The sequence below is a fragment of the Limimaricola sp. genome (genome assembly GCF_016125575.1).
Lineage (GTDB): Bacteria > Pseudomonadota > Alphaproteobacteria > Rhodobacterales > Rhodobacteraceae > WGLM01.
In genome coordinates this window covers 317,486-338,653 of the sequence record NZ_WGLM01000004.1, presented here as the reverse complement: position 1 = coordinate 338,653, position 21,168 = coordinate 317,486, and the positions used below count along the sequence as shown (strand labels likewise).

General features: G+C 65.3%; 16 protein-coding genes and 1 tRNA gene. 12 read left to right on the top strand and 5 right to left on the bottom strand.

Translation table 11 applies throughout. The features are described 5' to 3' along the window. Positions 1-2: 2 nt before the first annotated feature. Both GC146_RS08565 and tsaD read right to left on the bottom strand, forming a co-directional pair. Positions 3-956, bottom strand: coding sequence for an NAD(P)H-dependent glycerol-3-phosphate dehydrogenase (locus tag GC146_RS08565; RefSeq protein ID WP_291837073.1), 954 nt, complete (start codon positions 954-956; stop codon positions 3-5). Next, positions 953-2,047 carry a tRNA (adenosine(37)-N6)-threonylcarbamoyltransferase complex transferase subunit TsaD gene (gene tsaD / locus GC146_RS08560; protein ID WP_291837071.1) on the bottom strand — a complete coding sequence of 365 codons (1,095 nt, stop codon included), beginning with the start codon at positions 2,045-2,047 and terminating at the stop codon, positions 953-955. Before tsaD ends, GC146_RS08565 begins: the two co-directional genes overlap by 4 nt. Before the next feature lie 93 nt (positions 2,048-2,140). Between tsaD and GC146_RS08555 the strand changes: the two genes are divergently transcribed. From GC146_RS08555 to GC146_RS08540, 4 genes are all read left to right on the top strand, one after another. Then, positions 2,141-2,860, top strand: a complete 720-nt coding sequence (locus GC146_RS08555; protein WP_291837069.1) for a uroporphyrinogen-III synthase — start codon at positions 2,141-2,143, stop codon at positions 2,858-2,860. A gap of 504 nt (positions 2,861-3,364) precedes the next feature. Further along, the gene (locus GC146_RS08550; RefSeq protein ID WP_291837067.1) at positions 3,365-4,366 is read left to right on the top strand and encodes a hypothetical protein; all 1,002 of its coding nucleotides are present in this window, start codon (positions 3,365-3,367) and stop codon (positions 4,364-4,366) included. Between the two features lie 10 nt (positions 4,367-4,376). Further along, positions 4,377-5,852, top strand: a complete 1,476-nt coding sequence (locus GC146_RS08545; protein ID WP_291837065.1) for a heme biosynthesis HemY N-terminal domain-containing protein — start codon at positions 4,377-4,379, stop codon at positions 5,850-5,852. A gap of 69 nt (positions 5,853-5,921) precedes the next feature. Continuing rightward, positions 5,922-5,997: transfer RNA gene (locus tag GC146_RS08540), tRNA-Thr, on the top strand. 170 nt (positions 5,998-6,167) lie between these two features. Here GC146_RS08540 and ahcY read toward each other — a convergent pair. After that, positions 6,168-7,568 (bottom strand): adenosylhomocysteinase, encoded by a 1,401-nt coding sequence (gene ahcY / locus GC146_RS08535; protein WP_291837063.1) that lies wholly within the window; start codon positions 7,566-7,568, stop codon positions 6,168-6,170. Between the two features lie 108 nt (positions 7,569-7,676). Here ahcY and GC146_RS08530 point away from each other — a divergent pair, with 108 nt between their 5' ends. Then, complete coding sequence (locus GC146_RS08530; RefSeq protein WP_291837062.1) at positions 7,677-8,270, top strand: HD family hydrolase; 594 nt, start codon at positions 7,677-7,679, stop codon at positions 8,268-8,270. Here the strand turns inward: GC146_RS08530 and GC146_RS08525 are convergent. Together GC146_RS08525 and GC146_RS08520 are read right to left on the bottom strand one after the other, a co-directional pair. Further along, positions 8,267-8,818, bottom strand: coding sequence for an ActR/PrrA/RegA family redox response regulator transcription factor (locus GC146_RS08525; RefSeq protein WP_291838486.1), 552 nt, complete (start codon positions 8,816-8,818; stop codon positions 8,267-8,269). The two genes, GC146_RS08530 and GC146_RS08525, sit on opposite strands and share 4 nt — an antisense overlap. A gap of 59 nt (positions 8,819-8,877) precedes the next feature. After that, a complete protein-coding gene (locus GC146_RS08520; protein WP_291837060.1) occupies positions 8,878-9,501 on the bottom strand; it encodes an SCO family protein in 624 nt (207 codons plus the stop codon). Positions 9,502-9,590: 89 nt separating this feature from the next. Here GC146_RS08520 and regB point away from each other — a divergent pair, with 89 nt between their 5' ends. The 7 genes from regB to addA all read left to right on the top strand — a co-directional run bounded on the left by regB (position 9,591) and on the right by addA (position 21,127). Continuing rightward, positions 9,591-10,961, top strand: coding sequence for a sensor histidine kinase RegB (gene regB, locus GC146_RS08515; protein ID WP_291837058.1), 1,371 nt, complete (start codon positions 9,591-9,593; stop codon positions 10,959-10,961). Positions 10,962-11,035: 74 nt separating this feature from the next. Beyond that, on the top strand, positions 11,036-12,637 hold the full coding sequence (locus GC146_RS08510) for a PAS-domain containing protein (RefSeq protein WP_291837056.1): 1,602 nt from the start codon (positions 11,036-11,038) through the stop codon (positions 12,635-12,637). Between the two features lie 48 nt (positions 12,638-12,685). Then, the gene (gene tsaE, locus GC146_RS08505; protein WP_291837054.1) at positions 12,686-13,156 is read left to right on the top strand and encodes a tRNA (adenosine(37)-N6)-threonylcarbamoyltransferase complex ATPase subunit type 1 TsaE; all 471 of its coding nucleotides are present in this window, start codon (positions 12,686-12,688) and stop codon (positions 13,154-13,156) included. Continuing rightward, positions 13,146-14,129, top strand: a complete 984-nt coding sequence (locus GC146_RS08500; protein ID WP_291837052.1) for a phosphotransferase — start codon at positions 13,146-13,148, stop codon at positions 14,127-14,129. The genes tsaE and GC146_RS08500 overlap by 11 nt, the downstream gene beginning before the upstream one ends. Continuing rightward, the gene (locus GC146_RS08495) at positions 14,129-14,812 is read left to right on the top strand and encodes a nucleotidyltransferase family protein (RefSeq protein ID WP_291838483.1); all 684 of its coding nucleotides are present in this window, start codon (positions 14,129-14,131) and stop codon (positions 14,810-14,812) included. Before GC146_RS08500 ends, GC146_RS08495 begins: the two co-directional genes overlap by 1 nt. Beyond that, positions 14,805-17,747 (top strand): double-strand break repair protein AddB, encoded by a 2,943-nt coding sequence (gene addB, locus GC146_RS08490; protein ID WP_291837050.1) that lies wholly within the window; start codon positions 14,805-14,807, stop codon positions 17,745-17,747. Before GC146_RS08495 ends, addB begins: the two co-directional genes overlap by 8 nt. Further along, complete coding sequence (gene addA / locus GC146_RS08485) at positions 17,744-21,127, top strand: double-strand break repair helicase AddA (RefSeq protein WP_291837048.1); 3,384 nt, start codon at positions 17,744-17,746, stop codon at positions 21,125-21,127. The genes addB and addA overlap by 4 nt, the downstream gene beginning before the upstream one ends. Positions 21,128-21,168 lie beyond the last annotated feature (41 nt).

Genomic DNA, 21,168 nt, shown 5'->3' with positions numbered 1-21,168 from the left:
TTTCATTCCTCCTTCAGGGGGCGGGCCAGCAAAAGTTGCATGGCCTGCGCCGCAGTAATTTGGCCCGCGACAAGCGGGGCGACAATGCCGTGTATGGGAAGGTCCAGCCCGCGTTGCTTTGCAAGCGTGGCGATTGCGGCCGCGGTGGCGGCCCCCTCGACCGTCTGGCCCGACGCAAAGGCCAGCCCCTCGCCCAGCGCAAGGCCGAAGCGATAGTTGCGCGACTGCGCCGAAGTGCAGGTTAGCGTCAGGTCACCGAAACCGGACAGCCCATGAAGCGTCTCGTTGCGCGCGCCCAGTGCCTGCGCGACGCGGGTCATCTCGGCAAACCCGCGCGTCATCAGCGCGGCCCGCGCGCTTTCGCCAAATCCCGCGCCGATGCAGGCCCCCGCCGCGATGGCGACAACATTTTTCAGCGCACCGCCCAGTTCAGCGCCCAGCGTATCGGTCGTGCGGTAAAGCCGCAGAGTGGGCGTGGACAGGGCCTCTTGCAGGGCCTTCCCCGCGGCCTCGTCTGCGCAGGCCAGCGTCAGCGCGGTGGGCAGGCCGCGCGCGATGTCACCGGCAAAGCTGGGCCCGGTCAGGATCGCCGCCGCCACGTCGGGTCGCGCTGCGGCAATGGTGGCAACCGGCCCGGCCAGCGTCTTGAGGTCGAGGCCCTTGCAACAGGCCACCATCGCGCGGGCCTGCAGCGCCGCGCCATGCTCTGTCAGAAATCCGCGCAAGGCCTGCGCAGGCATGGCAAGCAATACGGTCTGCGACCCTGCAACGTCGGAAATCCGGTTGGTGACAGTGACGCTGTGCGGAAGCTCCACACCGGGAAGGCGCGGCAGTTCCACGGCCCTGCCGGTCGGCAGCGGCCCCCGCCCCCAAAGCGTGACATTGCGCCCGGCCCGGCCCAGCACCACCGCCAGCGCCGTCCCGAAGGCGCCAGCACCAAGGATCGCAATGCTCATGCCTTGGCCCCCTTTCGTCCCGAACCCAGCATTGCGGGGCTGGCTTCGTCCAGTGGCCAGCGCGGGCGCGCGGCCAAGGTCATGTCGTCGGCAAGGCCCAGCGCGGCACGTTCCAGCCCGGCATAGGCGATCATCGCGCCGTTATCGGTGCAGAGGGCCAATGGTGGCGCGACAAACTCCGTCCCGCCTTGTGCGCAGAGTGCCTGCAACGCGGCCCGGATCGGGCCGTTTGCCGCCACGCCGCCAGCGACGGCAAAGGCAGGCCTGGCAGGGCCCAACGCGGCGTAATGATCCAGCGCGCGGCGCGATTTCTCGGTCAGGATATCCGTGACGGCGGCCTGGAACGCGGCGGCCAGATCGGCCTGATCGGCCGCATGCAGACCGCCCTGCGCAGCAACAACGCTGTCGCGCGCGCGCAGCAGTGCCGTCTTCAACCCCGAGAAGGACATGTCGCATCCGGGCCTGTCGAGCAGCGGGCGCGGCAGGGTGAAACGGCCGGGATCACCCGCGCGCGCCGTCGCCTCCACCGACGGGCCGCCGGGCTGCGGCAGGCCCAGCAGGCGCGCGGCCTTGTCGAACGCTTCGCCCGGCGCATCATCGATGGTGCCGCCGATCCGGCTGAACTCCGTCGGTCCATGCACGACGAGAAATTGGCAATGACCGCCCGAGACCAGCAGCAACAGGTAGGGAAATTCCAGCCCTGCCGTCAGCCGTGGTGTCAGCGCATGACCTGCAAGGTGGTTCACCCCGATCAACGGCAGACCCGTCGCCGCCGCCAGACCCTTGGCCAGCATCACACCCGACAGGACCCCCCCGATCAGTCCCGGTCCCGCCGTCACCGCGATAGCATCGAGCGCATTCAAGCCAACTTCCGCCTCGGTCAGTGCGCGTTCGACGGCGATGTCGAGCTTTTCGACATGGGCGCGCGCGGCGATCTCGGGAACAACGCCGCCAAAGGCCGCGTGCAACTCGGCTTGCCCCATCACGACACTGGACAGGACGTTGGCCGCACCGGGGCGGCCACGCACCACCGCCGCAGCGGTATCGTCGCAGCTGCTTTCGATGCCGAGGATGATGCGGTCGTCGGTCATGCGGTCCCGGTTGCGCCTGTAGTCCCGGCAGGTAACATCGCGGTGGGCCGCAAACAATGCTGCTTGCGATGCCACAGCGGACGAGGGCCGTTCATGCCGATCCTTCTGATCACTCGGCCAGAGCCAGCAGCACAGCGGTTTCTGGACGAAGTGACCGCGGAACTGGGGGCTGCACCAAGTGCCCTGATCTCACCTTTGACGGCCATCGCCCCCCTTGAGGCCAAATGGACCGGCCCGTCGCCTGCAGCACTGGTGCTCACATCGGAAAATGCGGCACGACGGGCGGGCGCGTTGGGTTTGACGGGCCTGCCGGCCTATTGCGTTGGCGCGCGTACCGCACAGGCGGCAAACGAGGCAGGCCTGGTCCCGCGCTCCGCCGATGGCGATGCGGCCAAACTTCTAGAGATGATCCTTCAAGAGGCGCCGAAAGGACGGCTGCTATACTTGCGGGGCGAGGATGTATCCGCGCCGCTGGCCGACAAACTGGGCGAAGCGGGTCTGACTTGTGACGAGGTCATCGTCTATCGGCAGGTCCAACAGCCACTCACCAGCGCGGCACGTGCGGCCATGGCCGGTGCGATGCCTGTTCTGGTGCCGCTTTTTTCAGCACGCGGCGCTGCGGCCTTGGCCGACGCAGCGCAAGGCGGTCAGGCGCCACTTCATCTTGTTGCAATCAGCCAAACAGTTGCCACGGCGGCCGCGGCAATACCCAACGTGGAAATCGCGATTGCCGCCCGTCCCGATGCGCCTGCGATGGCAGCAGCAACGGCGGCGCTTTGGCGCAAGTTGCTGGGGGATGCGCGCATCGCTTGAGGCCGGGCGACAAGCGGTCTAGGCTTTTCCGGACGATCGGGCGCCACGCGGGTCCTCGGCCCTTGCGGGCCAGTCGGGCTTTGCTGCGCAGGATGAACGAGGTGAGACGTGGTCAAGACACCTGCAACCAGCCGTACAAGGGCACGGGCCAAGGCTGCGAAACCTGCCGAAGAGGCAGCCACCTCGGCATCCGAACCGCTTGACGAAGTCGTCGAAGCGACGGCAACGGAGGTGGATGTTTCCGAGACGTCACCGGACACTCCGTCGGTGGCCGCCCCCGCCCAATCCGAACCTGTGATTGAGACCGCAGCAGAATCTGACGCGGCCACTCTGCCCAAAGACGATTCGGCCGACGGGACATCCGAGAGCCCGCCCGAAGATACGATCGCGGACGACGCGGCAGAGCCAGAACCGCTTTTGTCGGAGGAGCCACCGGCGCCACAGCCCGCCGCAGAGCCACCGCGGACCGAAAGCCGTGCCCCGCCGCCGCCCAGACGCGGCAGCGTGGTGCCTCTTTTGGTGGGCGGAGTTCTGGCCGGAGCCATCGGCTTTGGCGCGGCCTATCTGGGACAGCAACAAGGGCTGGCCGACCTGACCTCGCGCGTTGGGCAATTGGCCGACGAAGTGGCAACGCAGAAGGCAGATATCGCCGCGCTGAACGATCAGCTTGCCGCACTGCCGCCCCCCACGGATCTTGGCCCGCTGGAACAGAAGTTGCAGACTCTGGGCAGCGACACCTCCGGGCAGATCGATGCGCTGCAACAGGACATTTCGGGCAAGATTGACGCGCTTGATGCCCGCGTTGCGGCGCTGGAGAAGATCCCGGCGGGCGATGGCACCTTTGCCGATGCCGCCGTCGCCGCCTACCAAAAAGAGCTTCAGGCGCTGAAAGACGAAGTTGCCGCGCAAAAGACGAGCCTTGAACAGGTGGCAGCAAACGCGCAGGCGCAATTACAGCAGGCCCAGCAACAGGCAGCCGCCGTTCAGGCCGACGCCGCCGCCGCCGCTAAACAGGCGGCAGCCAAGGCGGCGCTGGCGCAGGTGCAGGCCGCGCTCGACAGCGGCACGCCCTTCGCTGCCATTCTGTCCGATCTTGGTCAGTCCATCGATCAGCCGATCCCCGAAGCGCTAAGCGCGGTCGCCGATAGCGGCGTGCCGACGCTGGCCAGCCTGCAAGATGCCTTTCCGCCGCTGGCGCGCGAGGCGCTTGCCGCTGCCCGGCGTGCGGGGGTTTCCGGCGAGGGCGGCGGCGCCTTCATGAGCTTCCTGCGCAGTCAGCTCAACATCCGCTCGGTAACGCCGCAGCCGGGCAATGACACCGATTCCATGCTGTCGCGCGTACAGGCCGACCTTGGCGCCGGCCACCTGACCGACGCGCTGGCCGAGATCGACACATTGCCCGACGTGGCCAAGGCGACATTGGCCGACTGGACCACCAAGGCAAAGGCACGCGCCGCCGCATTGGCCGCCGCGGGCGCCATTGCAACCTCCCTCAACGCGAACTGAAGGCACGCCGATGCTCTGGTCCCTGATCAAAATCCTTGCTTTCGTGGCGGCCGTAACGGCGATGACATACGGCGCCGTGCACCTTTCAGACCTGCAAGGGGGCGCAACGATCACCTTCGCGGGCATCGAGGTGAGTCTGTCGCCATTGGAAGTGGTGGCCGGGTTGCTGGCGCTGGTCGTTTTGGTCTGGGTCGGGCTGAAGTTGTTGGGCCTGCTGGTTGCGACTTTCAACTTCCTCAATGGCGATGAAACCGCGATTTCTCGCTATTTCAGCCGCAACCGCGAGCGAAAGGGTTACCAGGCCCTGTCGGAAGGCATGATGGCGCTTGCGCTTGGCGAAGGGCATCTGGCGCTGGCCAAGGCGACCAAAGCCGAACGTTACCTTGAAAAGCCTGAGCTGACGACACTGCTGGCTGCGCAGGCCGCCGAACTGGTCGGAGACAGGGCCAAGGCCGAGGAAACCTACAAGCGCCTGCTGGAAGATGACAGGACCCGTTTCGTCGGTATCCGTGGCCTGATGAAGCAGCGGCTTGACGCAGGCGAGAAAGACACTGCGCTGGCGCTTGCCCAGAAGGCGCTGGAACTGAAGCCGAAACACGAGGACACGCAGGATGTCCTGCTACAATTGCAGGCCGAGAAAGGCGACTGGCAAGGCGCCCGCGCCACGCTCGCTGCCAAGCTGAAGGCCGGATATTTGCCGCGGGACGTGCATCGGCGGCGTGACGCTGTGTTGGCATTGTCAGAGGCACAAGATGTGCTGGCCGATGGTGCCTCGATCGAGCAGCGCGAACAGGCGATCGAGGCCAACAAGCTTTCGCCAGACCTGATACCCGCCGCCACTATGGCCGCGCGCAGCTATATTGCCGATGGCAACACCCGCTTTGCGCAGCGTATCCTCGCAAAGGCCTGGACAGCACAGCCCCATCCCGACCTCGCCGCCGCGTTTGCCGAGATCGCGCCCGACGAGTCGCCCAAGGACCGGCTGAAGCGGTTCCGCGCGCTGACCAAGATTAATCCCGATCATCCTGAAACCCGGATGCTGCTGGCTGAATTGAACATCGCGGCCGAGGATTTCCCCGAGGCGCGCCGCGCCATCGCCGATCTGGTCGAAAAGGATCCGACTGCGCGCAGCCTGACCCTGATGGCGGCGGTCGAGCGTGGGCAGGGCGCCGATGATGCCGTGGTACGCGGCTGGCTGACAAAAGCGCTGACCGCGCCGCGCGGGCCGCAATGGATCTGCGGCAAGTGCCACAACATCCATCCCGCCTGGGTGCCGGTTTGCGCAAACTGCCACGGCTTTGACACGCTGTCATGGTCGGCGCCGCCGAAGTCCGATGTCAGCATGCCGGCGGGCGCAGAGATGCTGCCGCTGATCGTCGGCGGCCCGGCCCCCGGCGACGCGCCCGAAACACCAAACGACGCGGCCCCCAACACCACCGAGGTCCTTCCGCCAGACCCTGATGAGGCCAACGAAAAGCGGCCATGACGGCCTACCCGACAGGGCGGGCTTGACGAAGCATGGGCCGCGCCGTAGGAGGGCGCCTACCAGAACAGTGCCGCTGTAGCTCAGCTGGTAGAGCACGTCATTCGTAATGATGGGGTCGGGGGTTCGAGTCCCTTCAGCGGCACCACTTTTTCAAGCAAATACGACGTTTTCGCAGCCTTCGGGCTGGTCGGACAGTGCTGTCTTTCGTGGTTTTGTCCTTGACCTGCCGCCGAGTGTTGTCGGGAGGCCGGCGGATGCGCGGGCGCGACGGCCGTGCCGGAAGGGGCGAGGCTTTGCCCCGCCCCCAGCGACGGATTAGTACCGGTAATGCTCGGGCTTGAATGGCCCGTCGACCGTCACGCCGATGTAGTCGGCCTGCTCTTTTCGCAGTTCGGTCAGCTTTACACCGATCCGCTTTAGGTGCAGGCGCGCGACCTTTTCATCAAGGTGCTTGGGCAGGATGTAGACGCCGGGCTTATACTCATCGCCCTTGGTCCACAACTCCATCTGCGCCAGCACCTGGTTGGTAAAGCTGGCCGACATCACGAAGGACGGATGGCCGGTCGCGTTGCCAAGGTTCAGCAGGCGGCCTTCGGACAGCAGGATGATACGGTTGCCCGAGGGCATCTCGATCATGTCCACCTGGTCCTTGATATTGGTCCACTTGTGGTTCTTCAGCGCGGCAACCTGGATCTCGTTGTCGAAGTGGCCGATGTTTCCGACGATCGCCATGTCCTTCATCTCGCGGATATGCTCGATGCGGATGACATCCTTGTTGCCGGTGGTGGTGATAAAGATGTCGGCGGTCTTCACCTCGTCTTCCAGCAGCGTCACCTCGTAGCCATCCATGGCGGCCTGCAGCGCGCAGATCGGGTCGACCTCGGTCACCTTCACGCGGGCGCCGGCGCCGCGCAGGCTGGCCGCCGAGCCCTTGCCCACGTCGCCATAGCCACAGACGACGGCCACCTTGCCGGCCATCATCGTGTCGGTGGCGCGGCGGATACCGTCAACCAGCGATTCCTTGCAGCCATATTTGTTGTCGAACTTCGACTTGGTGACGCTGTCGTTCACGTTGATCGCCGGGAAGTGCAGCTGGCCCTTCTTGTGCAGGTCATAGAGCCTGTGCACGCCTGTCGTCGTCTCCTCGGACACGCCGCGGATCGCCGCACGCTGGCGCACGAACCAGCCGGGTGTGGCCGCAAGGCGCTTCTTGATCTGGTTGAAAAGGCAGACCTCTTCTTCGCTTGTCGGAACTTCGATCAGGTCTTTTTCACCCTCTTCGACGCGGGCGCCAAGCAGGACGTACATCGTGGCATCGCCGCCGTCGTCGAGGATCATGTTGCAGGTGCCGCCCTCGCCCCCGAACTGAAAGATCTTGTCGGTATAGGACCAATAGTCTTCCAGCGATTCACCTTTGATGGCGAAAACCGGCGTGCCGCCTGCAGCGATGGCGGCCGCGGCATGGTCCTGCGTCGAGAAGATGTTGCAAGAGGCCCAGCGCACGTCGGCGCCCAGCGCCTTGAGCGTTTCGATCAGCACGGCGGTCTGGATCGTCATGTGCAACGATCCCGCGATTTTTGCGCCTTTCAGGGGCTGCTTGGCGCCGTATTCCTCGCGCAGGGCCATCAGGCCCGGCATTTCAGTTTCGGCGATGTCCAGCTCCTTGCGCCCGAACGCGGCCAGCTCGATGTCCTTGACGATGTAATCCTTCGGCATGGCGCCGTTCTCCTTGAACTTTCAGTCGGTCGATCAGATAGCACCGGGGGGCATTCTCGACAATGGCGGGGCTGGTCCCCTAGGGTCGCGACGACGAAAGGAAGCGCCATGAAACAGCCTCGCGCCTGGCAACGCATGCTTTCGGGACGGCGGCTGGACCTGCTGGACCCGACGCCGATGGATATCGAGGTTGAGGATATCGCGCATGGCCTGGCCTTCGTGGCGCGCTGGAACGGCCAGACGCGGGGTGATTTTGCCTATTCGGTGGCCGAGCATTCGCTGCTGGTGGAAGAGATCTTTGGACTACGCCACCCCGCCGCGCCGGCAAAGTGGCGGCTGGCCGCGCTGCTGCATGACGCGCCCGAATACGTGATCGGCGACATGATCAGCCCGGTGAAGGCGGCGGTCGGCCCGTCTTACGGCGCGCTGGACGAACGGCTGGCGGCGGCGGTGCATATCCGCTTTGGCCTGCCCGCGCAGATCCCGGCAACGATCAAGCGGCAGATCAAGTCAGCCGACAAGATCAGCGCCTGGCTGGAGGCGACCCAGATCGCCGGGTTCACCCGTGCCGAGGCCGACCGCTTCTTTGGCAAACCAGACCCTGCATTGGCCGAAAAGCTGCAAATCCGCCTGCGCCCGCCGCGCGAGGTGCGCGACGATTACACCCGCCGCCACGCCGCGCTGATGGCAAAACTGGCCTAACGCGGGCTGCGTTTGGCTAGGATGCGCTGCAGTGTGCGCCGGTGCATCGACAGGCGCCGCGCGGTTTCGCTCACATTGCGGTCGCATTGTTCGTAGACGCGCTGGATATGTTCCCAGCGGACGCGGTCGGCGCTCATCGGGTTTTCCGGGGGCGGCGGCAGCGTATCGCCAGCGCCCAGCAGCGCATTGGTGATGTCATTGGCGTCGGCAGGCTTGGACAGGTAATCGGTCGCGCCGATCTTGACCGCGGCCACCGCCGTGGCGATCGCGCCATAGCCTGTCAGCACGACGATACGGCTTTCCGGGCGTTTTTCGCGCAGCGCCTCGACCACGTCGAGGCCGTTACCATCCTCCAGCCGCAGGTCAATCACTGCGTAGGCCGGCGGACGCGCCGTGGCAATCGCACGCCCGGCGGTGACAGACTCGGCCACTTCCACCTCGAAACCCCGCTTTTCCATCGCCTTGGCAAGCCGGCGCAGGAAGGCTTCGTCATCGTCAACAAGAAGCAGGCTCTTGTCGGCGCCGATCTCGGTCAGCTCGATCTCCATACGTTCGCCCTTCGTGTCAATCATGGGGCACAGCTAGGCGCGGCCCTGCAGAGGTCAATTCACGACACCGCGGCGATGTCGCACGCCACCCGTTCCTCGATCTGGGCGGCGGTATCGTCCCGGGTGAAGAAATCGGCAAATCCGTGACCGGGCAGCATTAGGTAAGTAAACGCGCTGTGATCCACAGCATAATAGTTCGGATCAGTCTCGTCATGCGCCTTGTAATAGACGTGATAGGCGCGCGCCGCATCGGCCACCTGCGCGGCCGACCCTGTCAGACCGATCATCTTCGGGCTGAAATTCTCGACATAGGCGGCCATCACCTCGGGCGTGTCACGTTTGGGATCGACCGAGATGAAAACGGGCGTGACGTCGATGCCTCTCTTGTCCAACGCCGCGACGACCTCGGCGTTGCGCGCATTGTCGAGCGGGCAGACATCAGGGCAGAAGGTATATCCGAAATATACCAGCGTCGGTTGCTTGATGATATCCGCATCCGTCACCGTCGCGCCGGTCTGGTCCACCAAGGTGAAATGCCCACCGATGGCAGACCCGGCAACCTGGCTGGCGCCACAGGAGGCAAAGGCATCACCCTTGCCATGAAAACTGACCCAGGCCGCGGTTCCGGCAAGAACCGCCGAAAGCGAAAGCGCGGCAACCGCAACGATCAGGCGAGGGTTCATGGCACGAGGTCCGGGCGAGGCACGATCATTGATCGGCGGGGTTGCGCGAAATAACAATGATCGGACACCAGATGCAAGGTCACCCCGCCATGGCACCCACCGACATCGACGACCTGCGCGACCTGCCGCGCGGCAACTGGGTGCGCTTGCGTACGCTTGTAGCGATCCGCTGGGTCGCAATCGCGGGCCAGATGGCCGCACTGGCGGCGGGTCATGTGCTGATCGGGCTGGATATGCCGGTGCTTCCGGCGATCGGCGTGATCGCGATGTCTGTCGTCGCCAATGTGTTTTCCCTCTTCGTTTATCCCGGCAACAAGCGCCTGTCAGAGCGTGAGGCGCTCTTGATGCTGATGTTCGACCTGTTGCAACTGGGACTGCTGCTGTTCCTGACCGGCGGCCTGAACAACCCCTTCTCGGTGCTGATCCTGACGCCGGTTACCATCGCCGCCACCGTGTTGCACCTGCGCAGCACGGTCCTTCTGGGGTCCGTTGCGATCATCCTGATCTCGGGCCTGTTGCAAAACCACCTGCCGCTGCTGATCGATGGCAAGGAGCTGGCCCTGCCGGTGCTGCTGCAGGTGGGGTTCTGGGTGGCGCTGATGATCGGGGCGGTGTTTCTCAGTGTCTATGCACGCATAATCACCAGCGAAATGCAGGACATGGACGAAGCGCTTCTGGCTACCCAGATGGCGCTGGCGCGCGAGCAGAAGTTGACAGATCTTGGCGGTGTCATCGCCGCCGCGGCGCACGAACTGGGCACGCCGCTGGCGACCATCAAGCTGGTCAGTGGCGAGTTGCTGGCCGACAGCACGGACAGCGCCGACCTGCACGACGACCTGATGTTGATCCGCGAACAGGCCGACCGCTGCCGCGACATTCTTTTGTCGATGGGCCGGGCCGGCAAGGACGACCTGCACCTGCGCCGCGCGCCGTTGCAGACCGTGATCCGCGAGGCGGCCGACCCGCACCTGTCACGCGGCAAGGACGTGCGCATGACGATCGCCCAAGGGGATGGACGCGAACCGGTCATCAACCGGCGGCCAGAAATCATTCATGGGTTGCGTAACCTGATCCAGAACGCGGTGGACTTCGCCGATGCCACCGTCGAGCTTGGCACCATCTGGACCGACCGAACGATCAGCCTGCGGATCGCTGATGACGGGCCGGGGTTTCCCCCCTCCGTCATCGGGCGAATCGGTGATCCGTTCGTGCGGCGGCGCCGCGATGGCGAGGACCGCGCCCGGCGGCCGGGATACGAGGGGATGGGGCTGGGCCTGTTCATTGCCAAGACGCTGCTGGAACGGTCGGGCGCCACGCTGACCTTTTCAAACGGCGGCGCGCAGCTGTTGTCGGGCAAGACGGGCGGTGCGGTCGTGCTCGTCTCATGGCCGCGCGCACGTATCGAGGTTCCGCCCGCCGAGGAGTCGGCAGCCCTAGGCCAGAACCGCCCCTTTGCCTGATCGGCTCCGCTTAACCATCAATTAACCAAAAGACGCGACCTTGGCCCGCGGCGGACGAAGGGAATTGCGCATTCATGCCGGAACAGAACATCTTCGAATTGCTGTTCGTAACGGCTGTCGCCACCATCGGCACCTCTTTTGTCCTTGCTCTGCTGGCACTCTGGCAAGGACGCGGGCGGCAGACTGCGCGCATGTTGATGCGCGAGGCCGAGGACTCGATCGTATTTCTGTTTGACGACACAGATCTTGTCGATGCCACGCCAGCGGCCCGGGCGCTGTTGCCGCGCAAGACGGGCCGGCAGACCGACTGGGACGTATTCCTATCGGTATTCTCCCACCATTTTCCGGACATCGCTGCGAAACTGTCTTCGCTTGCCGGCGCGGGACAGATGGTGTTGACCGCGCCGATCTTGGGGGGGCCGTCGCTTGATGCCGAGTTCTGGGACGGGTTTGCACGTTTGCGCCTGCGTGAGGGCGAGGCGACCGACATGGCGCCTGTCATCGATCGCATCACGCTGGCCGCGATGGAGGACGAGCTGGAAACCCTGCGGGGCCTCTCCACCGACTCCCCGCAGCTGATCTGGAAGCAGGATCCGGCAGGCATCGTCACATGGGCCAATCAGGCCTACCTCGACCTCGCGGACAGCTGTGATGTGCGATCGTCCGACAGCAGTCCGGCATGGCCGCCCAAGACCCTCTTCAAAGGTTTGCCCATTCCGGTGGAGGATCGGGGGCGGCAGGTAATGCGCGCCTCACTTCACCTGCCCGACGAACGCGAACCGCTAGTCTATGACATCACGTCGCTGCGACGGGGCATGCACAGTGTGCATTTCGGAATCGACGTCACCGCGATTGCCCGCGCCGAGATCACCCAGCGCGGCTACGTCCAGACAATGGCCCAGACCTTTGCCCAGCTTTCTGTCGGCTTGGCGATTTTTGACCGCGGGCAAAGGTTGATGACCTTCAACCCGGCATTGGTCGAGCTGACTGGATTGCCGGCAAGTTTTCTCAGCTCCCGTCCCTCGATCCAGATGGTCCTTGACCGGCTGCGCGAGGCACGGATGCTGCCCGAGCCCAAGGATTACGCAACATGGCGCGAGGCCGTCAGCGCGCTGGAAGCTGAAGCGCAACAGGGCAGCTATTGCGAAACCTGGAATCTGCCCAACGGTCAGACTTTCAGTGTGACAGGGCGCCCCCACCCCGATGGCGCGCTGGCCTTTCTGTTCGAGGACATCACGGCCGAGGTCTCTTTGACACGCCGGTTCCGGGCCGAAATCGAGATAGAGCGGTCCGCCCTCGATTTCATGACCGAGGCGGTGGCTGTCTTCTCGCCCTTGGGAACGCTGATCTTGCGCAACGCTGCCTACGGGCAATTGTGGTACCTGGACGAAGACGAGTCTCTGGATGAGACGGACCTTCAGGGACAGGCGCGACTTTGGCAGGATCGCTGCGCGCCCAGCCCGCTTTGGTCCGGCCTGCAAGACGTTCTCGGCGCAATGCGCCCTCAGGAGGGACACGACGGCACCCTTTGTCTGACCGATGGACGACAGGTGGAATACCGCTTTGCCGGCCTGACCGGAGGCGGCACCGTGGTGGCCTTCCGCCCGTTGCGTAGCGATACCGCTACCCTTGCCCCGCCGAAGGACCACGACCGCACGCTGCGCGTCGGCACATGACGGGCCGTTTGCCCTTGCAGGGGCATGGCTGGCGCCTAAACTCGCGCCATGCCGCAGGCCATCCTGACCGCCGAACCCGTTGACGAGGCCGCGATGGCCGCCCTGGCCCGGCAGATTGCGCCGCGGCTGAAGCCGGGCGATTGCCTGTTGCTTGACGGACCGATCGGGGCCGGCAAGACGGCTTTTGCCCGCGCGCTGATCCGTGCACGGCTTGGCAGGGACGAAGATGTGCCCTCACCCACATTCACGCTGGTGCAAACCTATGACGACGGCACGACGGAAATCTGGCATTGCGACCTGTACCGTCTGACCGATGTCACGGAGCTGGCCGAACTCGGGCTGGAGACGGCGCTGGACTCGGCCATCTGCCTGATAGAGTGGCCAGACCGGATGGGAACCATGGCCCCGCAAGATGCGCTTTCCTTGCAGTTTGACGCTTTGGCAGACCGCCACCGCGTTCGTTTGAGCGGGTCCAAGGCTTGGGCCGAACGGCTGAACGGGCTGCGCCATGCAGGATGATACACTCAACCAAGTGCTTGAGCGCAGCCCGTGGGCGGATTGGCGGCGCGCGCCCGTCGCGGGCGACGCGTCGGCCCGCCGCTACTTGCGTTTGACCGCGCCTGAAGGCAGCGAGACCGTCATCGCGATGGACGCGGGCCGCGACAGCGCTGGGGAAATCACCCGGTTCGTCGCCATGGCCAAACACTTGCGCAGTATCGGCCTGCAAGCCCCCGAGGTGCTGTTGCATGACAGCGGCAGGGGGATTGTGGTGATGGAGGATCTGGGACCCAATCAACTGGCCGCTTGGCTGCGCCAGCATCCCGAGGATGAAACCGAGGCCTATCTTGCCGCGGTGGACATGGTCGTGCGCGTGCAGTCCGCTCCGCCACCGCCCGGCCTGACCCGGATGGATCCGGCAACGGCGGCCGGGATGACCGATGTGCTGGCGGAATGGTACCTGACGGATCCGGCCCCGGGGCCCGCCATCGCGGCAGCGCTACGCGATGCATTGGAGGCGCGAACCGACCCGGCCTTGGTCCTTTCTTTACGTGATTTTCACGCAGAGAACCTGGTCTGGCGGGCCGAGCGAGGCGACCTTGCGCGGTTGGGTGTGCTGGATTTTCAGGATGCCGTTCTTGCTGACGCCAGCTATGACCTTGTGTCGTTGCTGCGCGACGCCCGCCGCGATGTTTCGCCCGCGACGGCAGCCGCCGCGACGGCGCGCTTCGTCGCCGAACGCGGGCTTGACCCGGACATGTTTGGCGCGCGCATGGCGGTGGTCGCCGTGCAGCGCAACCTGCGGATCCTCGGCATCTTTGCCCGGCTGATCCGTCGTGACGGCAAGCCGCGCTATGCCGCCTTTGTGCCGCGGGTCTGGCGGATGCTGGGCGAGGACCTTGGCCATCCAGACCTTGGCCTGTTGCGTCGCCGGATCGCACCCCTGCTGCCGTCGCCCGAAGAGTCGGGCCTTGCCGAGGCGCTGCGCACATGATGCCTGCCTCGATCATGATGTTCGCCGCTGGTCGCGGCACACGAATGGGCGCGTTGACGCTGACACGGCCCAAGGCGCTCATCCCGGTTGCGGGGGTTCCGCTTTTGGACCACGCGCTGCAGATTGCGCGGCAGGCGGGCGTGCCCCGCAAGGTGGTGAACCTGCATCATCACGGCGCCCAGATTGCGGCCCATCTTGCCGGGTCGGATGTGCTTCTTTCGGACGAATGCGGTGCCCTGCTGGAAACTGGCGGTGGGATGCGCAAGGCTCTCCCTCTCCTCGGCCCGGACCCTGTCTTTTCCTTGAACTGCGACGCGGTTTGGCGCGGCGATAATCCCTTGTTGTGCCTTTCCAGTCTCTGGAATCCGGTCGCGATGGATGCGCTTTTGCTGCTGGTTCCCACCTCTCGGGCCACTGGCCATCTAGGGGCGGGAGATTTTGCCCTCACCGAGAACGGCCAACTGCGGCGCGGGGGCGATATGGTTTATACCGGGGCGCAAATCCTGCGAACCGAAGGGCTGACCGACATCGCCGAGCCGGCGTTTTCCCTGAACCTGCTTTGGGATCGGATGGCCACCGCCGGGCGGCTTTTCGGCGTCGTCTATTCCGGGCGCTGGTGCGATGTCGGCCGGCCGGAAAACATCGCGCTGGCCGAAGCGATGCTGGAGGGCCGCGATGGCTGAGCCCGTGGCGACACCGCAGGTCTTTGCGCTACCGCCCGGCGTCGACTTTGCCGCGCGGGTGGTCGACGGGATCGTAACGCGGTTCGGCTCCGACGCGCCTGACGCGCTGGCACGGGTCGAGGTTCTGGTGAACACCCGCCGGATGCAGCGGCGCATGACCGCGCTTTTCGCCGCCGGGCCGGCGAGACTGCTGCCGCGTATCCGGGTCGTGGTGGACGTTGCGCTGGATCCGGTCGTCGCCGATGTTCCGCTGCCGGTTCCGCCGTTGCGGCGCCGGTTGGAGCTTGCGCAGCTGGTCGCCCGCCTGATCGACCATTTCCCGGACATTGCGCCTCGCGCCGCTACGTTCGATCTGGCCGACGGCTTGGCAAATCTGATGGCCGAGATGGGGGCTGAAGGGGTGGACCCCGCAACAATCGGACGCCTCGACGTCACGGACCTGTCGGGACATTGGGACAGGACGCGACAGTTCCTCGACCTTGTGGGCAGATATCAGGACATGGCCGAGGGGCCGGAAGAGGAGGCGCGCCTGCGGCTGGCGGTCGAACGACTGGCCGCGCGCTGGGCTGACCGGCCACCGCCGCATCCGGTGATTGTTGCAGGGTCGACCGGATCGCGCGGGCCAACCGCACTTCTGATGGCAGCGGTGGCCCGATTGCCGAAGGGCCTTCTTGTGCTGCCGGGGTTCGATTTCGACCTTCCTCCTGCCGTCTGGGAGAGGCTGGACGATCCGCTCACCGGCGAGGACCATCCGCAGTTCCGCTTTGCGCGGCTGATGACGGCGCTGGGGATCGGTCCCGATGCGGTGCGCCGTTGGGACGAAGCGCAGCCCGCCAGTCCGGCGCGCAATCGGCTGGTCTCGCTGGCCCTGCGGCCCGCGCCAGTGACCGACCAATGGCTGTCGGAAGGGCGCGACCTGACCGATGTGGCCGACGCCACGGCAAAACTCAGCCTTATCGAGGCACCGACCCAGCATGATGAGGCAGAAACCATCGCATTGCGGCTGCGGCAGGCCGTCGAAGACAGGCAGACCGCGGCCCTGATCACGCCGGATCGGATGCTGACGCGTCAGGTCGCCGCCGCACTGGACCGCTGGGGGATCGTGCCTGATGACAGCGCCGGCCAGCCGCTTGGCCTTACACCGCCCGGCCGTTTCCTGCGCCATCTGGCGCAATGGCTGGCGGCCCCGCCCGATGCCGAGGCGCTGCTGGTGGTGCTGAAACATCCGCTGGCACATTCCTCCGCGGCACGAGGCAATCACCTGCGCCACGCCCGCGACCTTGAACTGGCGCTGCGCGGCGAGCGGCCCCCGCCGCTGAACGCCGCAGGGCTGCACGACTGGGCCAAGACATCGGCACGCGACGACGCCGATCGGCAGGCCTGGGCAAACTGGGTTCTGGGCGCGCTGGAACTTGGGCGCATTGCGGGAAAACAGTCTCTGACAAGGCTCGTTGAGCTGCATCTGGAGCTGGCGCACTGGCTTGCCTCCGGGCCGGGACACAAGGATGGTGGGGCGCTGTGGGATGAGGCCACCGGGCGCAAAGCACGCGAAATCTGCGATGATCTGGCGCGTCACGCGGATGCGGGGGGCGAGATTGACCCGGGCGACTACCCGCCGCTTTTCGAAGGGATCCTCGCCGGGCAAGAAGTGCGCAACCCCACGGGCGGGCATCCGCGCGTGCTGATCTGGGGTACGCTGGAGGCAAGGGTGCAGGGCGCCGACCTTGTTATCCTCGGCGGCCTGAACGACGGCGTCTGGCCTGCGCTGCCCGAGGCAGACCCCTGGCTGAACCGAAAGATGCGGGCCGAGGCCGGATTGTTGCTGCCCGAGCGGCGGATCGGCCTGTCGGCACATGATTTCCAGCAGGCCATCGCCGCGCCGGAGGTCTGGCTGACCCGGTCCTTGCGCATGGACGAGGCGGCGGCGGTTCCGTCGCGCTGGCTGAACCGATTGACCAACCTCATGGAGGGTTTGCCGGAAAACGGCGGTCCTGCCGCACTGAACGCGATGCGAGACCGCGGTGCACGATGGGTTGCAATGGCGGCCAAGCTTGGCCAGCCCACCGCGCGGACGGCGCCGGCCCTTCGCCCCTCGCCCTGCCCGCCCGTCGCCGCACGGCCCCGACGGCTGTCGGTGACGCAGGTGGAAACCCTTATCCGCGATCCTTATGCGATCTATGCGCGCGAGGTCCTGCGGCTGCGGCAGTTGGGGCCCCTTGTCGCCCAACCGGATGCGCCATTTCGCGGGATTGTCTTGCACAAGATCCTTGAGGTTTTTTCTGGTGAGGGCCTGCCGGCAACTGCGCCGGGCACGCGCGAACGATTGATGGAGATTGCGCGGGAGGTGCTGGATGCCCTCTGCCCTTGGCCCGCGATGCGTCACCTGTGGTGGGCACGGCTTGACCGCGTGGCCGACTGGTTCCTTGAGGGCGAGGCAGCGCGGCAGACACGGGGCAACATCGCCGCGCGCGAGGTCATGGGCGAGTTACGCCTTGACAGTGTCGATTTCCTCTTGCGCGGGAAGGCCGACAGGATCGACCGCTGCGCCGATGGCCGTGTGATCCTTTACGACTACAAGACAGGCACCGTTCCCTCCGCCAAACAGCAGGCGAAGTTCAGCAAGCAGTTGCTTCTCGAGGCGGCAATGGTTGCAGAAGGGGCGTTCGACACGATCGGGCCTGCCGAGGCCGCGGCGGCCGAATTCATCGGATTGGGTGCCTCGCCCAGCATCGTCGCGGCCCCCCTCGAAAACGAACCCCCAGCCGAGGTATTGCAACGCTTCATCGGCCTGATCCGCAAATGGGACAATCCCGCGCGCGGCTATACGGCCCGCATGGCCCTGTTCCAGCGCGGCGAGGTCTCGCGCTACGACCACCTCTCGCGCTTTGGAGAATGGGACCAGACGGCCGATCCCGCACCCGAGGTGCTGCGATGACGGACGAGGCAACCCTTCGTCAGATCAGGGCGGCCGATCCTCGGAAGTCGACATGGGTTTCGGCCAATGCAGGCTCTGGAAAGACGCGGGTTCTGACCAGTCGGGTGGCGCGGCTGCTGCTGGACGGCGTCGATCCACAGAACGTGCTGTGCCTGACCTATACCAAGGCCGCCGCGCGCGAGATGCAGAACCGTCTGTTCCGGCAACTTGGCCAATGGGCGATGCGCGACGATGGCGCACTTCAGGCAGAGTTGCGGGCGCTGGGTGTCGAGCGGGCGCTGGGGCCCGGGGCACCGGCGCAGGCGCGGACGCTCTTTGCCCGTGCCGTGGAAACCCCGGGCGGATTGAAGATCCAGACGATTCACGCGTTTTGTGCCAGTATCCTGCGCCGCTTTCCGCTGGAGGCCGGGGTCAGCCCGCGTTTCACCGAAATGGAAGACCACGAAGCGGCACGCCTCCGGGCCGATGTGCTGGATCGTATGGCTCTTGGGCCCGAGGCGCGATGGCTGGATGGCATCGCCCGCTATCTGGGCGACACCCAGCTGGACGGGTTCACGCGACACATCGCCGGTCTGCGCGCGCATTTCCAGCCAGCCTCGGACCGCGCCAGCCTGGCCGCCGTGCTGGGGGTGGACCCAGCCATCGATCTTCAGGATCTGTTGACCCGCACGATCCTGCCGGACGATTTGGTGCGGCTGGATCGTTTGCGAGTGCTTTGCGGAACCGGGTCAACGAGGGATGGCGAGGCGGCCGAAAAGTTGGCGTCGGCGCTGTCGGCCCCGAAAGGTACAGAACGCTTTTTGGCTTTGCTGGAGTCTGTTTTTCTTACGGGCGGCGCAGCCAAAGAGCCTTTCACCGCCAAGATCGGCAGCTTTCCGACGAAACCGACGCGCGAACGGGATCCGGCCCTCATCGCCGAGATCGAGCCTTTGATGCGGCGCGTCGAAGAGGCGCGGCGGGCCCGCGTGGCGATTGCCGCCCTGGATCGGGCAGAAGCGCTGCACGGTTTCGCGCGGGCCTTTCTGCCACTCTATGAAATGGCAAAGCAGGCGCGCGGCCTTCTGGACTTTGACGACCTGATCGCGCGGACCCGCGCGCTGCTGGCCGATCCTGACGTGGCCGACTGGGTTCTGTTCAAGCTTGACGGCGGGATCGATCATATCCTTGTCGACGAGGCGCAGGATACCAGTCCCGCGCAATGGTCGGTGATCGCAAGCATTGCCAAGGCTTTTGCCGAGGGTGAAGGCGCGCGCAGCGAGCGGTTGCGCACCATTTTCGTGGTCGGCGACAAGAAACAGTCGATCTACTCTTTCCAGGGCGCCGATCCGGCGACATTCGACACTATGCAGGCCGATTTCGCAGCCCGCTGGGAGGCAGCGAATTTGCCGTTTCAGCCGCTGGCGCTGGAACATTCGTTCCGCTCCTCCGAAGCGATCATGCGCGCAGTCGATATGACTTTTACCCATGAGCGGCGCGCGGGATTGGGCGATCCGCAACCACACGTTGCCTTCAAGACCCATCTGTCCGGGCGGGTGGATCTCTGGCCCGTCGTCGAAAAATCGGCTTCCGCAAAAGATGATCGGGACTGGGACGATCCCGTCGATGCTACGGCAGACAGCGACGCCGAAGTTGTCCTTGCCCAAACCATTGCGGACGAGATCCAGCGGATGATCCGTGAAGACTGGATTGCCGATGAAATGGATGGTGCAGCGGTGCGTCGCAGGGTGCGGCCGGGCGACGTTCTGATCCTCGTGCAGCGGCGATCAGAGCTGTTTGCGGAGATCATTCGCGCCTGCAAGGCCGCCGGGCTGGACATTGCCGGTGCCGATCGGCTGCGGATCGGTGGGGAACTGGCGGTCAAGGATATTGCCGCACTCCTGCGCTTTCTCGCGCTGCCCGAAGATGATTTGTCACTTGCCGCTGCGCTGCGCTCGCCACTGTTCGGGTGGAGCGAGCAACAGCTTTTCACGCTGGCCCATCACCGTGGCAAGGGCGAGTTTCTTTGGGCCGCGCTGCGGCGACAGGCTGACGACCACGGCACCACGATGGCGGTCTTGGAGGATTTGCGCGAACGCGCCGACTTCCTGCGTCCTTACGACCTGATCGAGCGGCTTCTGACCCGTCATGACGGACGGCGGCGTCTGCTGGCACGACTAGGGCGCGAGGCCGAGGACGGTATCGACGCCTTGCTGGCACAGGCACTGGCCTTTGAACGCGCGGCGGTGCCCAGCCTGACTGGCTTTGTCAGTTGGATTGACACCGAGGATGTCGAGATCAAACGACAGATGGATGGCGATGCCGACGAGATACGGGTGATGACGGTGCACGGCGCCAAGGGGCTGGAATCGCCCATCGTCATCCTGCCCGACACGGCCAAGCCGCATGCAGGCCACCTGCCAGACCTTCTGCGCCACGGCGATCCGGTCTTGTGGCGACCAAGCGGTAGCGGCGCCCCGCCCGAGATAGAGCGCCGTAAGGAGGCCGAGGCGCAGGCACAGGCCGAAGAGCGGCGGCGTCTTCTTTATGTTGCGATGACGCGTGCGGAAAAGTGGCTGATCGTTTGCGGATATGGCGACACGGGAACGGGGACCGACAGCTGGCACGCCATGGTCGCGGCGGGGCTGCAAGAGGCCGGGGCCGAGGTGCAGGATTTTCCCACAGGTCCGGGCCTGCGCCTGTCGTATGGTGCGTGGAACGAACTCCCGGCCATGACGTTTGCCGGGCCGGGCGGGGCCGACGTACCGATGCCGGTATTCGGGCCCTTGGCGCCGGAAACTGCCGCGCCTTCGGCGCTTTCGCCCTCGGGGCTGGGTGGGGAAAAGGTGCTGCCCGGCGATACGGGCGAGGGCGATCAGGACATCGCATTGGCCCGTGGCCATGCAATGCATCTGCTGTTGGAACACATGGTTCTGTGGCCCGAGGTCGAACGCAAGGGCCGCGGCCTTGCTCTGCTGGGCGCAAGCGCCGAAGCCGCGCCGGTACTGGACGAGGCAGAAGGGCTGGTCAACGAAGCGGTTGCCTTGATCGGGGCCCCCGATCTGGCTGAGATATTCGTACCAGAGGCGCTGACCGAGGTCGGCATCACCGCAGATCTGGCAGAGCTTGGCGGTCAGCGGATCGAGGGTGTGATCGACCGTTTGATCGTGCGCCCCAATGGTGTGCTTGCCGTCGACTACAAGACAAACCGCGTCGTACCTTCGCGGCCCGAGGACACGCCCGAAGGGCTGCTGCGCCAAATGGGCGCCTACCGGGCGGCTTTGCTGCAAATATATGCAGACAGGCCGGTGGATGTGGCCATCCTGTGGACAAGCACCGGCCAGTTGATGCAGTTGCCCCACGCCCAGATCATGGCGGCATTGCAGCGTGCGTCATTTACTTGACCTGCCCGGGCGAGGTTCCTAGGTTCCGCCTTCTGTAAGAG